The following is a 19,255-nucleotide window of genomic DNA, read 5'->3' as shown; positions in this document are numbered from 1 at the left end:
GCCGCCTTTGACTGAGCTGACCACGTTTTGACCTAAGCCAGAATTTTGGCTTAGCTTTACTTTGCGGCTCATCAATGGCTAGTAAATTAATTCATTACCTCAATTCATTGGTGTGGAAGCGGCGAGTCGCTCCAGATCCTCACGCTCGCAATCAATGACATTGGCCCACCCGTCTGCGAGCTCGGCACCAAGGGCGGCCAGCTCCTGCGTAGTGGGATTGTTGTCGGGGATGTGGGCAATGGTGCGGAACAGCGTGCGCAGTTTTTCTACGGATTCCAGGCTGATACCGGCAAGGTCAAGGGATTGGGTAACAAATTGATCTGCCCGAGCAGCGGGCACAACTGGGGCGCGGTTAGGCATGATGGCCTCCTTCGATAGCGGGTTGTCCGCCACCCAGGAGTTGCGAATCTCGATAAGGCGGCGGGGTAGACGGGTTCGCAATACCGCTCGAAGGAAACGGCGAGCCCAAAGGCCCCCCGAATACCCCACCATAACAAGGAGGTTTCGCGCACAAAAAAAGACGCATACAGCTAAAGGCGTCTTCCTGGCGCCTTCGAATATACGGGTTGCGAATCCCGGCTTCCGATTTTGCGGAAGCTGGACAAGCATAGGTCCGTTCTCCGATTACTGTCAACCATAGAAAACTGCTAGGCGCCTTTTGCATGTTCATATCTATTTTCCGTTATCCAGCTGCGGATTTCAGTTCATCCAACAACTGCTTGAATTGGCCGTCATACCAATGGGCTTGTGTTTCGTTGGGATTGCAGGGGCTTACCAGATTGCAGCCGTAACGTGCGCCCTTCTCGGTTACGCACTTGAACTGCCTGGTACCCCTGGCTTTGGATTTACGGGACCGCACTTCCAGGTAGCCCAGATGAACCAAAAGCTGATTCGCCTTACGGGCTGACAGATTTGAGTGGTGGCGCCTGAGCAGTTCCGACAGAGAGTGGTGAACACCTTTACTCTCGGAGTAGTCCGGCAGGAACTGCATATTCTGGCCCCGCTTTTCACCGAACTTTTTGAGCATGGATAGCTTGGATGCCTCATCGGGGCGCAGGGTGTCCACGGCTAGATCGAATATCCAGCGATCACCTGTCGTGCCAGGGGCTGGTTCAAGCTTGCCTGTGCGGTAGTCAATGAAGGTTTGATTTACTTGGAGGCGGAAAGCGGGGCTAATCCAGCCAGCATATTCCACGGCCAGTAGTTCATGGGCGAAGGTTCCCGGCGCACTTCCACCGTGGATTTTATTGATTGGGGCAAGATGTAAATTTACATCTTGGGATTCAAGCTCAGCGATTAAAGCATTCGTTTCACCCCGCCTCAACCATTGGGTGGGGCTCTTATGAACACCTGCTTGACTGGCTCTATGCAGAGCATTCAAATTGAAACGCCCTTCAGCGTCAGTGGTGATTTCGACACCGGCAATAACCGGTAATTGGTTAGCACTATTCATACCTTCTCTCCTTTTCCACGATCTCTGTCAGCCGGGTAGATAGGCTTTCCCTATAGGCGCCTTTTGCATTTCTATACCTTTCACCAAGAGCTCCTAGTAGTCGCTCAACTCGTTCGTTTTTGCCCATCTGTATGCGGAAATGAGCGTTCCCTTATCGCCAAAGCTCCTATCCTCTTCCTCCCTAAACATTCTTTCTCGACATTTGAGCCTCGTCGGTGTAACACCTTTTCCTGCTGCATTTTTGGTGTTACAAAAAGGTGTTACAGCGGAAAGCCAGTAACCACGGGGCCTGCAGCGAAGTTGTAACACCTGTACACCTGTAACACCTTTATTTGGGAGGGGGTGGAAAACGGCTGCGGGAAACGGCAATACGGTCCTGTATCCATTGGCGGATTTCAGAAGAAAGCCAGCCGCTGGCGCGCTCGCCCAGCTTAATCGGGGTGGGGAACTTGCTCTTTCTCACCAGGGCATAAATATGCGTTTTCTTGAGCCCTGTTTGCCGCTCGACTTCGGGCAAGCGAAGAATAGGGTCATTAAGGGGGTGCGGCGCGTAATCCTGCCTGTTGGGGTGGGCATTTGAGAGGGTCATCTTCAATCTCCTTTAAAGCACCACAGTGAATGTCTGTGGCGGTGTAGAGATTGAATCAATTTCGAAGAGACCTTGCCGGAACTTTAAGCTGCTCAAAACTTCGGAAATTTAAGAAATACTATTTTTCCGGTGAGACTTTCGTTCCCTTTCCAGTGATCGGTCAAGGGCGGCAAGTAAGCCGGGATTTACGCAGCGGAAAGCGTAGGGCAGGCATACCTTTTTGATTCTCTCTTCATTCATCTGGTCGTCTGACTTTGTATCACCAGGGAATGCAAGTCTCAGGTAATCGGCATTCGACAAACTTTCCCCCTCAACGATCGACCAGATATACAAATCTATCAACGCTGGTACTCGGTAGTCTCTCACTTTGTCCATATCAATCCGGCGAGTATCACGCTTTTGTGATGATGGGCCTAAGAACAACTGCTCTTCCAAACTTGGGCTTTGGGAGCGCTCAGAATCGCGCGATAGTAATTTTCTAAGTTTGGGAAGTAACGTTTTCAGTTCCGCGAGTATCTGCTCGTCTCTTGCTGCCAAATCAATATTCAATGACACAAGGCCGGCATGGTATTCAAAAGCTTCACGTAAATATTGATCGAAAGAGATAGCATCCAGTTCAGATAAAGGGTTTTCACTATGGCGACATTGAGCTTTAAACTCCGCCACATCATCAGCGAACTCCTCATCGGAGAAACCTTCAGGAGCGCCATCCTCTAAGCTATCAAACATACGCACCACATCTCCTACACTTATCGGCCTTATCGCAGAGCAGCTATAATCTTGTGACTTTAGCCAAGCAGGAGTCCACCCCAAGGAATCCATGGTTTCGTCTGTGAGGTGCCCACAGGAAAGATAATCGCTTATATCAAAGAATTTTATTTTCTTATACTCGAGCGCACTTTCCCGAAAAGCTATAAGTTGAGGTTCTATTTCTAGTGCCAAATCCGGGGCAATTGCCCTGCACGTTAAAAATCTACCCCCAGTTAAATAGGATAACCAAGAGCACATATCTGCTCTATCTGTCAGAAACTTAAATAGTGTAAAGTCTGGGCATTCATTCAGTTTCTTATAGTTTTCAATTCGAAACCATTCCCCGGCTTTCTGGAAAGAAGATGACATATCCGTACCCCTACGGAACCCAAAATAGAACCCAAGCCAAGAGCGGTGGGTGGCCGCTCCTTTCGCCCCGTCGGGCTAGGCCTGGGCAACCTTTGCTGGTGGGAGTGCCCCACTGTGTTAACGTGGCTGGGAAAAAATCGGAATAACCTTTCCGCCGCTACGCATCTGATCAAGGTAATTGGCCCACCACTGCATCATTTCTTTGCGTTCATCCATATAGCGGGCATGGTGGGTATATGCCGCTCGTACCCCATTCCTTTCCATGTGGGATAGCTGTCTCTCAATAGCATCAGGGTTAAAGCCGGTTTCATTGAGGATGGAGGAAGCTGTGGCGCGGAAGCCGTGAGGGTTTGCTTTGGTCTTGCCCTCCTGGGTACCATCCCAGCCCATTTTAAAGATGGCACGGCGCATGGTGTTGTCGGACATTGGACGGGCTCTTTCTCGCTCGGAGGGGAAAAGCAAAGAATACTGCCCGCTTATAGGCTTCAGTTCCTCAAGTACTGCCAATGCCTGACTAGACAAAGGTACAATGTGGTCTGTGCCCATCTTCATGCGCTCCCCAGGGATACGCCAGAGTGCAGATTCAAACTCAACTTCTTCCCAACGCGCGCCGCGCAATTCGCCAGGGCGAACAAAGGTGAGGATCAGCAGCTGAATTGCCAACTTGGTTAATGTGCGGCCTCGCTCCTGATAAATATCCAACTCTTGAAGGAAGGCGGGCAGCTCTTCACGCGTCAGAGAGTTCCGATGGCTGATCTTGCGCCCCTTGAGTACATCACTTAATTCAGACGCTGGGTTATTAGCTATCCGCCCTGTCTGTACTGCGTAACGGAATACCCTGCGCACATCCTGCAATACTCGCCGAGCCACATCTAAAGCATCTCGGCTCTCTACGCTGTGCACAATGGCGATCACTTCCTGCGGAGTGATTTCGGCTAGTGGCTGTTCGCCTATAAGGGGGAATACATTATCTTTGAGACGTGTCCAGACGCGTCCGGCGTGATCCTCGGTCCAGGTACCCTTCTGGTGGTGCCACCACTCTTTCGCCAGAGTGGAGAAGCAGCGACCGGCCGCAATTAAAGCCTTCCGCTTTTCATGTTTCCGCTGCTCCCCAGGGTCGGTACCTTCTGCCAGCAGCTGCTTTGCCTCGGCCACCTTTTGGCGGGCTTGCTTGAGACTAACTAAGGGATACACACCTACAGCTAGTGTCTTCTGCTTGCCTTGAAATCGGTACTTAAGCCGCCAGTACCTGGCGCCGCTGGATTTGATCAGCAAACGCAAGCCGTGGCCATCGGTGAGCCACTGGTCTTTGTTGCCCGGCTTCGCCTGTTTGATTTGTGTGTCAGTAAGGGGCATTGGTGCTACCAAATTCCAAAATGAACCAGGTAGCACCAAATGTAGCACCAGATAGCACCGGATGACAACGAACGGGAGCGGAAGGCTTTGGACTATGCAGATAGCAAAAAGCCCCGATTTACGGGGCTTTGCGGACGATTTCGGACTTCTTTGAACTTTGATGTGGTGCCCAGGGCGGGACTTGAACCCGCACGAGCATAGCTCACTACCCCCTCAAGATAGCGTGTCTACCAATTCCACCACCTGGGCAAAACTCTTACTGCTGTTCCTCTGTTTCCGGTTTTGGATCAACCGGCGCTTGTTGTGAACCGTTACTTTGCTCGGGTACCTGGGGGACATCACCGGCCTCCAGGTCTGCTTCAAGCTGCGGGATATCACTTTCGATCTCAGGCAGCTCCGTAGCCGGGCCAATCTGCTCAACGGCAGCAGGTATCTGCGGCAGGTCCGCATCCATGTCGACATCCGCACCCTGGCGGGCCAAAATAGCCAGGCCGAAGCTGGTCACGAAGAACACTGTGGCAAGAATCGCTGTCAGATGCGAAAAGAAATTCCCGCTTCCCTGACTGCCAAAAACAGTCTGTGAGGCACCGGCACCAAAAGAAGCACCCGCTTCAGCGCCTTTACCCTGTTGCAACAAAATCAGGCCGATAATACTCAGCGCGGTCAGAACATGTACAATTAATACCAATTTTTCCATTTTCTGGAAACTCTCTATCTGGGTTTGCCAACCCGTTATTCAGCCTTCCTGACTGTAACTATACAGCAGCACGGCATATCCCCGCGAACTCTCTCGCATCGAGTGAAGCGCCACCTACCAGGGCGCCATCAATATCAGCCTGCGCAAACAGTGCACTGGCGTTGGCGGATTTTACACTACCGCCATACAAAATCTGTACTTTGGAGCCAACATCGCCCAACTGGGTACGGATAAACTTATGGACACTCTGCGCCTCTTCAGGAGAAGCGGTTTTGCCTGTGCCTATGGCCCACACCGGCTCGTAGGCCACAACCGAGCGTTTCCAGGCATCCTCTTCAATCACCGCTTTCACTGCCTGTAACTGCGAGGCGACCACTTCCAGAGTATGCCCTTGATCCCGCTCTTGTAGGGTTTCACCCACACAGAGAATGGGGATCAAATTGACCGCTTGTGCGACTACAAATTTTTTTGCCACCAGCTCACTGGTTTCATGGTAAAAGCTGCGCCGCTCGGAATGCCCGACAATGACATAGCGTACATTGCAATCCAGCAGCATATGTGCGGAAACCTCACCGGTAAAAGCCCCATCGGGCTCATGGCTGAGGTTTTGCCCACCCACTGCAAAACTGCCTTTTTCCTCGGCGGCCCGGGCAGCCAGAGAGAGGTAGGGAAAGGGCGGGCATACCACAACATCCGCGGAAACGCTCTCCAACTCGAGATCGGTGAAGAAACGCTCGGCAAAGGTACGATTGCCGTTCATCTTCCAGTTGGCTGCTACCAGCGATATTCGCATGTGGGCTCCTTCAAGGGGCGCAAATCTTAGCGGCTATGCCGCCAACATACAAGCCAAAATATCCGGCCTGGTTACCCATCGGCAGTAGCGGATTCCCCTGTTATCCCCAGACGGTATCAGCTGTTCCCAACCCGCTCTACCACAGAGGCAATATGCTTTGCCAGCTGCTCCACCTGAACACGGTCACGCCCTTCAACCATCACCCGGATCAGGGGTTCGGTACCGGAGGGGCGCAGCAATACCCGGCCACTTTGGGCCAGTTGCAGTTCAGCATCACTAACCGCGGATTGCACATCTGAATGCTCCAGCACGCCATCCCGATGCCTGAGTCGCACATTCACCATGTGCTGGGGAAGCATTTTCATACGCGCCTTCAACTGGTGCAAAGGCTCGCCGAAGTCGGACAAGGCCCGCAATACCCGCAGTGCAGCAACAATACCATCCCCGGTAGTTGAGGCGTCGGCACAGATAATATGCCCGGAAGACTCCCCGCCAAGCAGCCAGCCATTGGCCAGCATTTTCTCTAGAACATAGCGATCGCCAACCTTGGCACGCTCAAATGGAATGCTGCGCTCGCCCAGGGCCAGCTCGAAACCATAGTTGCTCATCAGGGTCCCGACGACCCCCTTGCATCCGCCAAGACACTCCTGTTGGTGCAAGGCGATAATAAAGAGCAGCTGGTCGCCATCAATCAGTTCACCATTGCGATCAACAAGTAAGACCCGGTCGCCATCCCCATCGAAAGCCACCCCGAGATCAGCACCCTGTTCCAATACTGCTTTCCGCAGCTGCCCGGGCTTGGTGGAACCGCACTCCAAATTGATATTCCGCCCATTGGGATCTATGCCAATGGCACTGACCTCTGCACCCAGTTCACGAAATACCTTGGGGGCGATGTGGTAAGTGGCCCCATTGGCACAGTCCAGAACTATTTTGAGCCCCTCCAGGGAGAACCCCCAGGGCGTGGCAGCCTTACAGAATTCAATATACCGGGCGGCTGCATCATCGATGCGCTGTGCCTTGCCGAGATTCTTTGCAGTTTGCATCGGTACATCCAGCACCGCTTCAATCTCCCGCTCAATCTGGTCGGGAAGCTTGCTGCCCGTGGCACTGAAAAATTTGATACCGTTATCCTGGTAGGGATTGTGCGAAGCGCTGATCACAATACCTGCGCGCGCATGGAAAGTGCGCGTGAGGTAGGCAATGGCCGGTGTCGGCATCGGGCCGAGCAGCCCGACATCCACCCCGGCATTAATCAGGCCAGCTTCCAGCGCCGCCTCGAACATATAGCCCGACACCCGGGTATCCTTGCCAATCAGGATATTGGGGCGCCCCGGACGTTTCTCTCCCGGCAATTTACCTAACACCATGCCGGCGGCATAGCCCAGCCGCAACATGAAATCCGGGGTAATGGCGCCCTCACCGACACGTCCACGAATACCGTCGGTGCCAAAATACTTTCTCTCCATACCTCTTCCCGATTATGTGTTTGGCCGCTTTTTGCGCGGCTGGTGAAAGTCACATTTGCACCGCGGCGGCTCGGAGTCACTGTGATGGCAAAGCCGCCTAGACCTCGCAATCCACCATTTGCCGCAGGCGCAGCGCATCAACTGTCTCGGCCACATCGTGCACCCGCAAAATTCTTGCCCCTCGCTGGGCGGCGAGCATGGCCAGTGCAAGACTGCCGGGCAGGCGCTGATCCACCTCCCGCTGCAACAGGCGGCCAATCATCGACTTGCGTGACAGCCCGGCCAGTATGGGCATATCCGGTGGAGCCAGCAGTGACAGGCTGCGCAACAGCGCCAAGTTGTGCGCATCGGACTTACCAAAACCGAAACCCGGGTCCAGAATCAGACGCTGCCGGTTGATGCCCTGGGCTTCACAGGCACTTACCCGACTCTTTAAATAGGCAGCCACCTCCTCTACCACATTGGCGTAGGCAGGGGCGCTTTGCATGGTGCCCGGCTGCCCCTGCATATGCATGAGGCAAATGGGCAAACCTGTTTCAGCTGCCGCCTCCAAAGCACCGGGACGCTCTAAGGCCCGCACATCGTTAATCAATCCGGCGCCCACAGCGGCAGCTGCCCGCATCACCGCAGGTGTACTGGTATCGACAGAAACAACAACGCCAAAATTCGCACAGATAGCCTCCACCACCGGCACCACCCTGTCCAGCTCCTGCTGTTCCGATACCGGGGTGGCCCCTGGGCGAGTGGATTCCCCCCCCACATCAATGATTGCAGCCCCCTCACCCAGCATTTGCCCGGCACGGCGCAGCGCCAGGGACAGATCCAGATGCCCAGCAGTGTAGTAGCTGCCACCATCGGAAAACGAGTCCGGGGTTGCGTTCAGTACACCCATGACCACGGGTGCAGACAAATCCAGGGTGTATTTTCCACAGGTAATATTCATAGGCAGTGATAAAAAAACGGAATACCGGGGCAGAACGGGCTAGCGCCTCAATTCCTGCCGGGCATTCCGTCGGTATCGTGTGGGTTTTTCGCCTGAAACTCAGTGGCCGTTCAGGGGGCCACCCACGGGGTTGCTTTTGTCGGTCACAGGAGGCGATTCTTTAGCTTCTTTTTCACCGCTGGAATTGCTGCCGCCGGAACCAAAGTTATTGTCCTGCCAATCTTTCGGCGGACGCACCTTGCGGCGTGCCATCAGGTCGTCTACCTGCTCGGCATCCAGGGTTTCATATTCCATCAGCGCATCCTTCATCGCCTCAAGGATATCCCGGTTCTCTTCCAGCAGTTTACTGGCCCGCTCATAGCAGCTATCTATAATGCGGCGCACTTCCGCCTCAATTTCATAGGAGGTCTTGCCGGATACCGGGTTGCTGTGTCCGGGCTGGCCGCTCTCGTCTTCACCATAGTGCAGGGGCCCCAGCTTCTCAGAGAGACCCCACTTGGTGACCATATTGCGCGCCAGGTCGGTGGCCCGCTCAATATCGTTGGAAGCACCGGTAGTGACCCCATCAATCCCTAAGGTCATTTCTTCGGCGATGCGACCGCCAAACAGGGAGCACAGCTGCGACTCAATGGCGCGCTTGGAGAGGCTGTATTTGTCCTCCTCCGGCAAAAATTGGGTGATGCCCAAAGCGCGGCCACGGGGAATGATGGTGACTTTGTGCACTGGGTCATGCTCGGGCACCAGGCGACCGATAATCGCGTGGCCCGCCTCATGATAGGCGGTATTAACCTTTTCCTTCTCATTCATGACCATGGATTTGCGCTCTGCGCCCATCATGATCTTGTCACGGGCCCGTTCGAATTCATCCATGGTGACGGTGCGTTTGTTGGCGCGGGCGGCAAACAGTGCTGCCTCATTGACCAGATTGGCCAGGTCTGCACCGGAAAAACCGGGCGTACCCCGTGCGATTGTCTGCGCATTCACCTTGTCATCCAGCGGCACCTTGCGCATATGCACCTTGAGGATCTGCTCACGGCCACGGATATCCGGCAGACCCACAAACACCTGGCGGTCGAACCGGCCGGGACGCAACAGGGCGTGGTCGAGCACATCCGGACGGTTGGTGGCGGCAATCACGATCACCCCTTCATTGCCCTCAAAGCCGTCCATCTCAACCAGCAGCTGATTCAGGGTCTGCTCTCGCTCGTCATGGCCACCTCCGACACCGGCACCCCGGTGTCGGCCAACGGCATCAATTTCATCAATAAAGATAATACAGGGTGCCTGCTTCTTGGCCTGTTCAAACATATCCCTTACACGGGAGGCGCCCACGCCCACAAACATCTCCACAAAGTCGGAGCCGGAAATGGAGAAGAACGGGACCTTGGCCTCACCGGCAATGGCCTTGGCCAGCAGGGTTTTGCCCGTACCGGGAGGGCCACACATCAGCACCCCACGGGGGATATTGCCGCCCAGGCGCTGGAATTTGGTGGGGTCGCGCAGAAACTCCACCAGCTCCTGCACTTCCTCCTTGGCCTCATCCACGCCTGCCACATCGGCGAAAGTTGTCTTGATCTGATCCTCACCCAGCAGGCGCGCCTTGCTCTTACCAAAAGCCATCGGGCCGGAGCGGCCACCGGCGCCCCCCTGCATCTGGCGCATAAAGAACATAAATACCGCAATAATGATCAAAATCGGGAAGCTGGCGACCAACAGCTGTTGCCAGATACTCGGGGATTCCGGTTCGCGTCCGATGAACTGTACATTGCTGCGCACCAGCTCATTGGTCAATTCGTCATCTATGATTTGCGGCTGTATGGTCTTGAAGCGGCTGCCATCGGCCTTCTCGCCAGTGATCACCAGGCCATCTACAACCACACTTTTTATCTGGCCCGACTGCACATCCTGAACAAAGTCGGAATAGCTGAGAGCCTCATCCCGGGATTGTGGTTTGAAGTTCTGAAACACCATCAGCAGGACCGCTGCGATGACCAACCACAGTACCAGGTTTTTCGCCATATCATTCAAAGGGATAGCCCTCTCGCTTTCGCACTCAATAACCGTCTATTTCGGCAACACCGGTAACATCGCTACCGGTTCAAACCAGTATAGGCGCGGAGGGCAACAGCCCGAACCGCCAATACAGGGTTGCTTATACCATACCAGGCACGCAGACCCGAAATGCGCCCCCTAGCCGCCCTTGAATCCCCGCGCCACCACATATACCTCGCGGGAACGGGGTCTGGAGGCGCCGGGCTTACGGGTCACAACGCTGTTGTAACTGGCTCGCAGGTCGCGGATCAGCGCATCGAACCCCTCACCCTGAAAAACCTTGGCGACAAAAGCACCACCCGGTTTCAATACCTGACGTGCCAAATCCACGGCCAGCTCCACCAGGTACATGGAGGCGGGCTGATCCACATCACGTATTCCACTCATATTGGGGGCCATATCAGAAATCACAAGGTCCGCCATCTCCTCGCCAAGGTGCTGCAAGAGCTTGCTGAGCACCGACGTCTCGGTAAAGTCACCCTGAATGAAGTCCACACCGGCCAGTGGATCCATCGACAGTATGTCTGACGCCAAAACCCGACCTTTGTGCCCCACCAGTGTCGCGGCCACCTGGGACCACCCCCCTGGCGCCGCCCCCAGATCAATCACCGTCATACCCGGCTTGAACAGGCGGTCCCTGTTTTGCAGCTCCAGCAATTTATAGCTGGCACGGGAACGGTAGCCCTCCTTCAGGGACTGCTTGACGTAATGGTCATTAAAATGCTCACGCAACCAGCGGTGGCTGCTCTTGGATCGGCCCATCGGGTACAATACCTACACATCATAACTAAATGGTAAAGCGGCCCCAGGCCGCGATCTGACTCGCCATGCAGCTGCTGGCGAGGATTGCGATCTGCGGCCGCTTCCACATCGATATCCAACAAGTGGTAAATGGAGTATTGTATGCCTTTAACCGCCCACCGCAAAAAAGCACTGCGCAGCCTGGGCCACAACCTCAAGCCGGTGGTGACCATAGCTGGCAACGGGCTCAGCGAGGGCGTCAGAGAGGAGCTGGATCGGGCGCTTGAGGATCACGAGCTGATCAAGGTCAAACTAATGATCGCCAACCGCGAGGAACGCCACCAGCTGGTGGACGCACTCTGTGAACAGTCCTCCTGCGAACTGGTACAGGAAATTGGCAAGATTGCGCTGATATACCGCGCTGCGCAAAAACCGGATATTCGAAAATCCAACTTATTGAAATAAAGAATCTGCTGCAGCAAAAGCCGCTCGCTTATAAAACCTTAACGATTCAGGTATCAATACACAACAGACTTGCCTGCTGAAAGACCAATGCAAGGTCCAGTTTATCGCAACTCTGGGCCCATACCCTGACAACTCTGCCCGCTGGCTTTCGATTTTTTGGGCCGTGTAAGCCGTTCATCTCTGGCATAAGAGGCACTATCCCCGTCAGTATCTGGATTAAAGGATTGGTTTCAAGCGCAAACTCCTGCGCAGTGATCAGACCATTAGAATCTTCTTCAGAAATGTCACTCAAGGCGACTTGAAGCTCTCAAAACTTGGGCAGACCGAGATCATCCTGATCGCGACCATAAACTGGCTTTAATAAAAATCAGTCTTCGCCAAGAACCCTGATCAACATCGACACTGCCCTGCGCCACATCAGTCAGGTAGCTTGAACGCTGCAAAGTGAAATAATCACAAACTCCGGCGATCAGATCCGGGCGCCGCCATCAATATCCAGAACACGGCCGGTAACAAAGTCATTTTCAAGGATAAAAGCCACAGTGGAGGCAATTTCCTCCTGCTCCCCCAGGCGGCGTAAAGGCACTTGTTTGACCAGGCCCTGCAGAATCTCGGGGCGCATCTGCGCAACCATCTCTGTGCCAATAAAGCCCGGGGCGATGGCCGCGACACGCACACCGTAGCGGGCCAGTTCGCGAGCCCAGGTCACTGTCATGGCCGCAACTCCTGCCTTACTTGCGGAGTAATTTGTCTGCCCCATATTGCCGGCCCGGGACAAACTGGAAATATTAATCATCACGCCGCCTTTGCCGCTCTCGGCCATAATACCTGCAGCAGCGCGGCCACAGAGAAAAACGCCAGTCAGATTGACATCAATCACCGACTGCCATTGGGAGAGGGACATGCGATCGGTGACTTTACCCTCCTTGCATTTGATCAACATGCCATCACGCATAATCCCGGCGTTATTAATCAATACCTGCAGGCCGCCAAAGTCCTGGGCAATTTGGCTGAAGCCGGTATCCACCGCTTCTTCATTGGCGACATTCAGGTCATAACTGCGCACTTCTGCAGTGAACTTTTTACAGGAGGAAACACTTTGTTCCAATCCCGCTGCATTAACATCAATCAGCGCCAGACGGGCGCCGCGCTCCGCCAGGTACAAGGCCATTGCACGCCCCAACCCCTGGCCTGCACCAGTAATCGCCACTATGCTGCCGGCAATTTGCATGTTGAACTCCTTATTTTCAATTTCTGGATTTCCCGCGATCCAATCAGTCTTGTAACCTTTGCCCGATGAGCACCCTTGAAATACCGTTGACCTGTACAGCAACACTTGTCTTTCAGGGTCAGGCGTCAGCCTGAAACCGGCGGCGGTTTCTCTAAACGCTGCTTTGTACAGACGATTTGTTTGGTTGTTTCTAATTAAGGCAGAAGGGAAGAATACCCCTCTTCCAGCATCGTATGCGGCATGGATACCCATTTACAAGGATACAGGGACCTATTCACAGTGCATCCTGATGCTGCAGGGCATTACCATTGGTATCCAACACCCACAGTCACCCGGGTGTCTTCTTTTTGGCTCTGCAAAGATGGGGTATTATCGTACTGCCAGTGATAGCCAATTTCCATCAAAACCCCTTCGACCAGGGGAGTGCGCATTCCCACTTTGGCATTCGCCTGGTAGTCATCGCCGTGATCCAGTGATTGGAACGTCTCCTGGTCAAAATAAACTTCCGGCCCCATAGCAAATTTATAACGGTAATTCAAAGCCAGGCGCCCCGCCACATAACGGTCATCCTGGTCTTCGCTCAATGCTTCATCAATAAACTCTTCCTTCAGGCTGCTGACACCGCCCTCAAGCGAGAATGCCGTCTTGTCTGTATCGTAAAACAGATAACCGAGACCGAGGCCCATCTTTGTACCCAGGTCCAGATTTCTGGCCTCCTCACGCTCCAGTGCACTGTTTGCCGCAGCAAACCATTTTTCTGCAAAAATCCAACGCAGCCCATAGGTCAGCTGGTATTTTTCCAGGGCATCATCCTCCTCGCTGCCCTGACTCCGGTAATGGGCGCCGATCAAATGGTGAAAGTCTCCGGCGCGCACGTCCAGATTGATATTTGCATCCAAATCTTCGCGCTCGCGGTTGCCCCGTTCAAACACCCCGCCAGCACTGACACCGCCGTGGAAAACCACCGGGTTGTTGACAAAGTAGGTATAGGGCTCTGCGCGTTCCACGCCCAGGAAATCAATAAACCAGCCTTCCCCCGCAGTGCAGTAAAGCTCCCAGCGCTCCTGACTGTGCCCCGCCAGTGTACAGGGCCCCTCGCGCCCGGCAATCTTCAGGTCGGTATCAATATCCATTGAAACAACCTGGGTTTTATCCACCTTGATCTCACCAAAGGTCTCGGATTTCCAAACCACCTGGTTTTTATCCACCAGTATCAATGTGCCCTGGATACGATCGCCATTTTCGAGCGTGAGTACACCTGCCAGGACCTGTAATGGCGCCAGGCAGAGGATTGTGTGTATGCAGAACCTGAAAAAGCGTATCGATAAAACCACAGGGAAACCTTGAAGTCTCTGGGAAAACCAGCAGGAAACATCTGTTTTAGTAGCGCAATAATGCCACAGTCGGAATAATGTGACACGTCATCACAACCTGCGGCCTTGCAACAGGCGCCGGTGCAGCAGCTTATCCCGGTATCGTGCCGGAAACTTTGCTGTTGCCTTTACGGCAAATCCGCATCTACTATACGATAAAAAGCCAAAACTTGAGGTTTTTGTGCCAACATTTACCCCCTCCAACACCCCATCAGTTGAAAACAGCGTGCTCTCCAGAATATGTCGCGTTCTGAACGCTATTCCCAGTGGTCGAGTGGTCACATATGGTGATCTGGCCGAGATGGCCGGCTACCCGCGGGCGGCCCGGCTGGCTGGCGGGGTGTTGCGCAAGCTGCCCAAGGACACGCGGCTGCCCTGGCACAGGGTCATCAATGCCCAGGGGCGCATCTCATTGCCGGAGCCCGGCGCCTCCCGCCAGCGCAGGCGCCTGGAAGATGAGGGCGTCACCTTCCTGAAGGGCCGGGTGGATATGACCAGGTACCGCTGGCTCCCCTAAATACATTGCCACAGGTCTGGCGCACTACGCCCAAGGGGGCACTTATAAGCCCATCAGCATCCGTGGGGTCTCTATGCCGCCTCGCCATTACCTCGCCAGGGGGCAACGGCGAACAGCAGCAACATTCCCGGAACCGCCAGGGCAGCACACAGCAAAAAGAAATTGGTCCACCCCATAAACTCCACCAAAAAGCCTGTTGTCGCATTCACAAGCGTTCTCGGCAGTAAGGTCAAGGCACTGAACAAAGCAAATTGTGTGGCCGTGTGCAATTTACTGGTCGTGCGAGCGATAAAGGCAATGAGCACCGCTGTACCGAGCCCAACCCCCAAATACTCAAAGGCAATTACGACCGCTAAAAGCCAGAGGCTGGGGTTGAAGCCCGGTGTTCCCACCAGTTCCCCATTGACCTCTGACAAGATCATAAAGCCAAAAATCGATAGAAACTGAACAACGCCAAAAATCCACAGGCATTTGTTGATACCGATCCGCACAATCAGCAAGCCACCAAAAAAACCGCCGATGGCGGCTGGCCAGAGACCGGCATTTTTAGCCACAATACCGATATCTGTCTTGGAGTACCCCATATCCAGGTAGTAGGGGGTGGCTAGTGCCGTAGCCATGTTGTCGCCGAGCTTGTACAGGAACATAAACGCCAGCACCAGGAGTGCTTGCTTGACGCCATTGCGATTGAAAAATTCCACAAATGGCAGCACTATGGCGTCGCGAAGTGTGCCCGGTCGCGCGGCCGGATGTTTTGGCTCATCAACCGCCAGTGTCATAAAAACAGCAATCAGCATAAATGCGGCGGTGATCCAAAACACCTGGTTCCAGGCCAGGTGATCCGACAGGATCAGGCTCAGGGAGCCGGGAACCAGTCCGGAAATCCGGTAGGCATTCGCATAAAAGGAGTTGCCCAGCCCCAGTTCCCGATCCGGCAGGATTTCCCGGCGAAAGGCATCCAAGACGATATCCTGGCTGGCACTGAAAAATGCAACACCAAGGCACAGTACCGCAATGGTCCAGATATTGAATTGGGGATTGAACATCCCCATTGCACCAATACAAATAATCAGCAGAAGCTGCATCACCAGCATCCAGCCGCGCCGCCGTCCCAGGATAGGAAAGGCGTATCGCTCCATCAGCGGCGACCAGAGAAATTTCCAGGTGTAGGGCAACCCCAGCAGGGCAAAAATGCCGATCGTTGCCAGGTCCACCCCCTCGGAGCGCAGCCAGGCCGGTACCAATTGTATCAGTACGTAAAATGGCATTCCCGAGGCAAAGCCTGTGCCGATACAGATCAGCATACGCCGATTGAATACCGCTTCCCTGACCGTTGCGTGCGTCATAATTTATCGCTTCTTCACTTGTTAAACTTCAGGAACCGTACTCGACACCGGGCCGCTTAGTGCCCCCACAGTACCTCAAGCTCAGCCTCGGCCAGTTTATTCGCGTTCACATGAAAGCCCACCTTGGCCGGAGAAGCATTTTCATCCAGTGGCAATGACTCCACCTTTAAGGCAAATACCCGGAAACGGTAGCGGTGATCGCCGTGCCCTTTGGGCGGGCAGGCACCACCATATCCCAGGTTCCCATAGTCATTACTGACCTGGATCGCCTCCGGGATCAAGCCGTTTTTCAGGTCGCCGGCACCCTCTGGCAGGCTGGTGGTATCCGCGGGAATATTGAACACTACCCAGTGCCACCATCCACTGCCAGTGGGTGCATCAGGATCGTATACCATGACCGCGTAACTTTTAGTGCCTTCGGGAGCCCCTTTCCAACTGAGCTGGGGAGACAGATTTTCCCCTCCACAACCGCCATAGACATGTGCCAGCGGCATTTTTTGCCTGGGGTTGAGGGAACTGGATGAAAGCGCCAACTGGCCGGCATGGGATATCACAGCCGTCAGTAAAAGTGCAGACACCACAAGGCCCTTGGCGAGGTTGCGGCAATGTAAATAGCAAAATCCAAAGTGCATAGCCAAAACTCCCATTGTTACTCTCCCACAGTGGCCAGCAGCCCGGAGACCCTGTCCAGATCCAGGTTGCCGCCCGTCAAGACAATTGCGATATGTTTATTGCGAAAGCGAGCCCCGTGTTCCAGTACTGCAGCGAAACCCACTGCGGCAGAGGGCTCCACCAGTTGTTTGGTGCGGGTCCATAACAGTCGCATTGCCCGCACAATACCATTTTCTGATACTGTCACAATATCCCGTACAGTGCGGCGAATTACCGTATAGTTCCTGCGCCCAAGCGTTGTACGCAGGCCATCGGCTATGGTCTGCGGCTTCTGGCCGGTAATGTGCACACCGCCACGCAGTGAACGCTGGGCATCATCCGCACCGGCGGGTTCGGCACCAATAACCAGCATATCCGGAGCCAATGCCGCCATTGCCAGGCCGATACCCGCAAGCAAGCCACCACCACCGACAGGCGCCAGAATCACGTCCGGAGTAAAGCCCTGTTCACGGCATTGCTGCACAATTTCCAGGGCAACGGTGCCCTGTCCGGCGATAATGCGACTGTCATCATATGGCGGTACTACATGAGCCCCAGTTTGCCGCACCACCGCCTGCAAGGTCGATTCCCGTTCCGCCAGACTGGGACCACAGGGAACGATTACCGCACCATACCCCTCGACCGCCGCGCGCTTCGCCCTGGGTGCGGTCTCGGGCATCACCACCGTACAGGGTAACCCGCGCGCCGCCGCGGCCCAGGCCAGGGCAGCGCCGTGATTGCCGGAGGAGTGAGTGGCCACCGCCACCGTCCCTTCCGGCAGCCGGGACAGGGCATTGGCTGCACCGCGTGCCTTGAAGGCCCCCACTTTCTGCATATGCTCACATTTAAACCACACATTGGCACCACTCAGCCGATCCAGTTGCTGGGAGCGTATCAGTGGGGTTCGGTGGATTGTTCCGGCTATATTTTGTGCGCCAGAAAAAACGTCGGCGCTGGTAGGTAAGTCGTTTCGGTCTGGGGGCATAGTACTTGTTATCTTTCTAGTTGAGTGCCGTATGTACCAAGCCATTGCCCCGCAAACCAGCAGCACAGGTTGTACAAGCCGGCAATCCAGAAAGTCATTCAAGGGCTTTGATCAACACCCTTGAAAGACTGACATATCTGTGGGCAGAGGCTTGATGTTAAAGAGGCGCGCTGGAACCTACCTCCTCAACATCCGCAGCCATTTTAACTTTCCAGAAGTACCGGGAGCCTAGGTAAGTCTGCATTTAGGATATTTCCGTGTTTCATCACCGCCTGAAAGTGGCTGAAGATATTGAAGCCATACCCATCCTAGCAGGAACTCCTTCCACTGCTACTCGCGCCTGAAACAGCCGACGCCCGGCCAGCGTAAATATCCTATCGCGATTTACGCTGATATTACCGGAACCGCACCGGAATAAGACTACGATGGCCATTTCCATCAGTGAGTGTATACCGGCAGGGTTGACCGCAGAACCCTTGCCGGAAACTCTCAGCAGATGCGCGCTGTCAGGTATCATCCTGTGGGAAGGTAGCTTGAAGTGATACGGCCAACGAAAAACTCCCAGGCAATAAAAATGCTGTATCGGCTCCATGGTATCAGGCAAATAGCACTACCAGCGCCAAGGCGGTCAGCCACAGCAAAAGGGCTCTGGACAGCAGGGCCTGCAGGCCCTCAATCTGCGCACCACACTGGCGCTGGGCCTGTGACAAATCTCCAGCGGCTCCACATTCACTGGCATCAATCCCACCCAGGGCACCTTCGAGATAGGCTTCCAGCACCTGAGCTGTATCCCGCTCGTGACACATCAGGCACTGGCGCCAGGCACGGTAACACCCGGCAAAATTGCCGACAATTGCGAAACTGATTCCCATGACCCTGACCGGCAACCACTCAAGCAGCCACAGCCAGCGCCTTGCAGTAGCATCCCGATCCGTATTGCCACTGCGCTGTGCGTACAGAGCACTCAGGCGAAACAGCAGCGCCCCCGGAATACCCAACACAATAAACCAGAATAAAACCGCAAACAGGCGCTCGAAAGCGCAATAGGCCGCACCGCGGAATACCTGCTCATGCAGTTGCCTGCCATCCGCCGGCTGCTCGTGCAGCTCTTTCAGCAGCGGTGAGGCGGCCTCGGCAGCTGCAGTCAGATCACCTCGGTACCACTCACAGAGGTAGTTGGCCAAAACAGTATGAAAGTCACCCCGACCCAGGCAGTAGAGCAGCAGTGGCACGCCTGCTACCAGCAGCCCAAGACCACCCGCAATGGACTGTGCCACGAGCATGAGCACTGCCACCGCAAGTACTGGTGGCAGTAGGGTGGCAACAAGCAATAATCCGGCATGGCCCCGCAAAGCTGCCAGATTGTCCAGGCGTTCACACCACTTGGCAAACCAATCATCGCGGTGTATGGAAGCGCCGGACCCCCAGATTTGTACCAGTGCCAACGTGAATAAAACAATTAAAAGAGTCATAGC

19 protein-coding genes and 1 tRNA gene are annotated in these 19,255 nt (G+C 54.6%); 2 read left to right on the top strand and 18 right to left on the bottom strand.

Annotated elements, in window-relative coordinates; translation table 11 throughout:
- Window positions 1–99: 99 nt before the first annotated feature.
- From M8T91_RS03530 to rlmE, 12 genes are all read right to left on the bottom strand, one after another.
- The gene (locus M8T91_RS03530) at window positions 100–360 is read right to left on the bottom strand and encodes a hypothetical protein (RefSeq protein ID WP_301416879.1); all 261 of its coding nucleotides are present in this window, start codon (window positions 358–360) and stop codon (window positions 100–102) included.
- A 322-nt stretch (window positions 361–682) separates the two neighbouring features.
- Window positions 683–1,453 (bottom strand): KilA-N domain-containing protein, encoded by a 771-nt coding sequence (locus tag M8T91_RS03525; protein ID WP_301416877.1) that lies wholly within the window; start codon window positions 1,451–1,453, stop codon window positions 683–685.
- A gap of 328 nt (window positions 1,454–1,781) precedes the next feature.
- Complete coding sequence (locus M8T91_RS03520) at window positions 1,782–2,042, bottom strand: helix-turn-helix transcriptional regulator (protein ID WP_301416876.1); 261 nt, start codon at window positions 2,040–2,042, stop codon at window positions 1,782–1,784.
- 108 nt (window positions 2,043–2,150) lie between these two features.
- Window positions 2,151–3,161, bottom strand: coding sequence for a DUF6387 family protein (locus tag M8T91_RS03515; RefSeq protein WP_301416874.1), 1,011 nt, complete (start codon window positions 3,159–3,161; stop codon window positions 2,151–2,153).
- A gap of 117 nt (window positions 3,162–3,278) precedes the next feature.
- A complete protein-coding gene (locus M8T91_RS03510) occupies window positions 3,279–4,517 on the bottom strand; it encodes a tyrosine-type recombinase/integrase (RefSeq protein WP_301416872.1) in 1,239 nt (412 codons plus the stop codon).
- A 163-nt stretch (window positions 4,518–4,680) separates the two neighbouring features.
- Window positions 4,681–4,766: transfer RNA gene (locus M8T91_RS03505), tRNA-Leu, on the bottom strand.
- A 7-nt stretch (window positions 4,767–4,773) separates the two neighbouring features.
- Window positions 4,774–5,214: a preprotein translocase subunit SecG gene (gene secG / locus M8T91_RS03500; RefSeq protein WP_301416870.1), complete on the bottom strand. Its 441-nt coding sequence runs from the start codon at window positions 5,212–5,214 to the stop codon at window positions 4,774–4,776.
- 58 nt (window positions 5,215–5,272) lie between these two features.
- Window positions 5,273–6,007: a triose-phosphate isomerase gene (gene tpiA, locus M8T91_RS03495; RefSeq protein ID WP_301416868.1), complete on the bottom strand. Its 735-nt coding sequence runs from the start codon at window positions 6,005–6,007 to the stop codon at window positions 5,273–5,275.
- 116 nt (window positions 6,008–6,123) lie between these two features.
- Window positions 6,124–7,476: a phosphoglucosamine mutase gene (gene glmM / locus M8T91_RS03490; RefSeq protein WP_301416866.1), complete on the bottom strand. Its 1,353-nt coding sequence runs from the start codon at window positions 7,474–7,476 to the stop codon at window positions 6,124–6,126.
- 97 nt (window positions 7,477–7,573) lie between these two features.
- The gene (gene folP, locus M8T91_RS03485; RefSeq protein ID WP_301416864.1) at window positions 7,574–8,419 is read right to left on the bottom strand and encodes a dihydropteroate synthase; all 846 of its coding nucleotides are present in this window, start codon (window positions 8,417–8,419) and stop codon (window positions 7,574–7,576) included.
- A 99-nt stretch (window positions 8,420–8,518) separates the two neighbouring features.
- Window positions 8,519–10,438, bottom strand: coding sequence for an ATP-dependent zinc metalloprotease FtsH (gene ftsH / locus M8T91_RS03480; RefSeq protein ID WP_301416862.1), 1,920 nt, complete (start codon window positions 10,436–10,438; stop codon window positions 8,519–8,521).
- Window positions 10,439–10,609: 171 nt separating this feature from the next.
- A complete protein-coding gene (rlmE, locus tag M8T91_RS03475) occupies window positions 10,610–11,233 on the bottom strand; it encodes a 23S rRNA (uridine(2552)-2'-O)-methyltransferase RlmE (RefSeq protein ID WP_301416861.1) in 624 nt (207 codons plus the stop codon).
- Window positions 11,234–11,374: 141 nt separating this feature from the next.
- On the opposite strand from rlmE, the gene yhbY reads away from it, so the two are divergent.
- Window positions 11,375–11,677: a ribosome assembly RNA-binding protein YhbY gene (gene yhbY, locus M8T91_RS03470; protein WP_301416858.1), complete on the top strand. Its 303-nt coding sequence runs from the start codon at window positions 11,375–11,377 to the stop codon at window positions 11,675–11,677.
- 469 nt (window positions 11,678–12,146) lie between these two features.
- Here yhbY and M8T91_RS03465 read toward each other — a convergent pair whose 3' ends face one another.
- Window positions 12,147–12,908 carry an SDR family oxidoreductase gene (locus M8T91_RS03465; RefSeq protein ID WP_301416856.1) on the bottom strand — a complete coding sequence of 254 codons (762 nt, stop codon included), beginning with the start codon at window positions 12,906–12,908 and terminating at the stop codon, window positions 12,147–12,149.
- A 302-nt stretch (window positions 12,909–13,210) separates the two neighbouring features.
- On the bottom strand, window positions 13,211–14,242 hold the full coding sequence (locus M8T91_RS03460) for a DUF481 domain-containing protein (protein WP_301416854.1): 1,032 nt from the start codon (window positions 14,240–14,242) through the stop codon (window positions 13,211–13,213).
- 220 nt (window positions 14,243–14,462) lie between these two features.
- On the opposite strand from M8T91_RS03460, the gene M8T91_RS03455 reads away from it, so the two are divergent.
- Window positions 14,463–14,798, top strand: a complete 336-nt coding sequence (locus tag M8T91_RS03455; RefSeq protein WP_301416852.1) for an MGMT family protein — start codon at window positions 14,463–14,465, stop codon at window positions 14,796–14,798.
- 71 nt (window positions 14,799–14,869) lie between these two features.
- On the opposite strand, the gene M8T91_RS03450 is transcribed toward M8T91_RS03455, so the two are convergent.
- From M8T91_RS03450 to ampE, 4 genes are all read right to left on the bottom strand, one after another.
- Window positions 14,870–16,144 carry an AmpG family muropeptide MFS transporter gene (locus M8T91_RS03450; RefSeq protein WP_301416850.1) on the bottom strand — a complete coding sequence of 425 codons (1,275 nt, stop codon included), beginning with the start codon at window positions 16,142–16,144 and terminating at the stop codon, window positions 14,870–14,872.
- A gap of 56 nt (window positions 16,145–16,200) precedes the next feature.
- On the bottom strand, window positions 16,201–16,791 hold the full coding sequence (locus M8T91_RS03445; RefSeq protein ID WP_367317737.1) for a YbhB/YbcL family Raf kinase inhibitor-like protein: 591 nt from the start codon (window positions 16,789–16,791) through the stop codon (window positions 16,201–16,203).
- A gap of 2 nt (window positions 16,792–16,793) precedes the next feature.
- Window positions 16,794–17,780 carry a threonine ammonia-lyase gene (locus M8T91_RS03440; RefSeq protein WP_301416848.1) on the bottom strand — a complete coding sequence of 329 codons (987 nt, stop codon included), beginning with the start codon at window positions 17,778–17,780 and terminating at the stop codon, window positions 16,794–16,796.
- A gap of 596 nt (window positions 17,781–18,376) precedes the next feature.
- Window positions 18,377–19,252 (bottom strand): regulatory signaling modulator protein AmpE, encoded by an 876-nt coding sequence (gene ampE / locus M8T91_RS03435; RefSeq protein WP_301416846.1) that lies wholly within the window; start codon window positions 19,250–19,252, stop codon window positions 18,377–18,379.
- Window positions 19,253–19,255 lie beyond the last annotated feature (3 nt).

Origin of the sequence: Microbulbifer sp. MI-G, assembly GCF_030440425.1 — a bacterium.
Lineage (GTDB): Bacteria > Pseudomonadota > Gammaproteobacteria > Pseudomonadales > Cellvibrionaceae > Microbulbifer > Microbulbifer spongiae.
The sequence above is the reverse complement of the archived record's forward strand: the minus strand, read 5'-3'. Positions and strand labels throughout refer to the sequence as shown.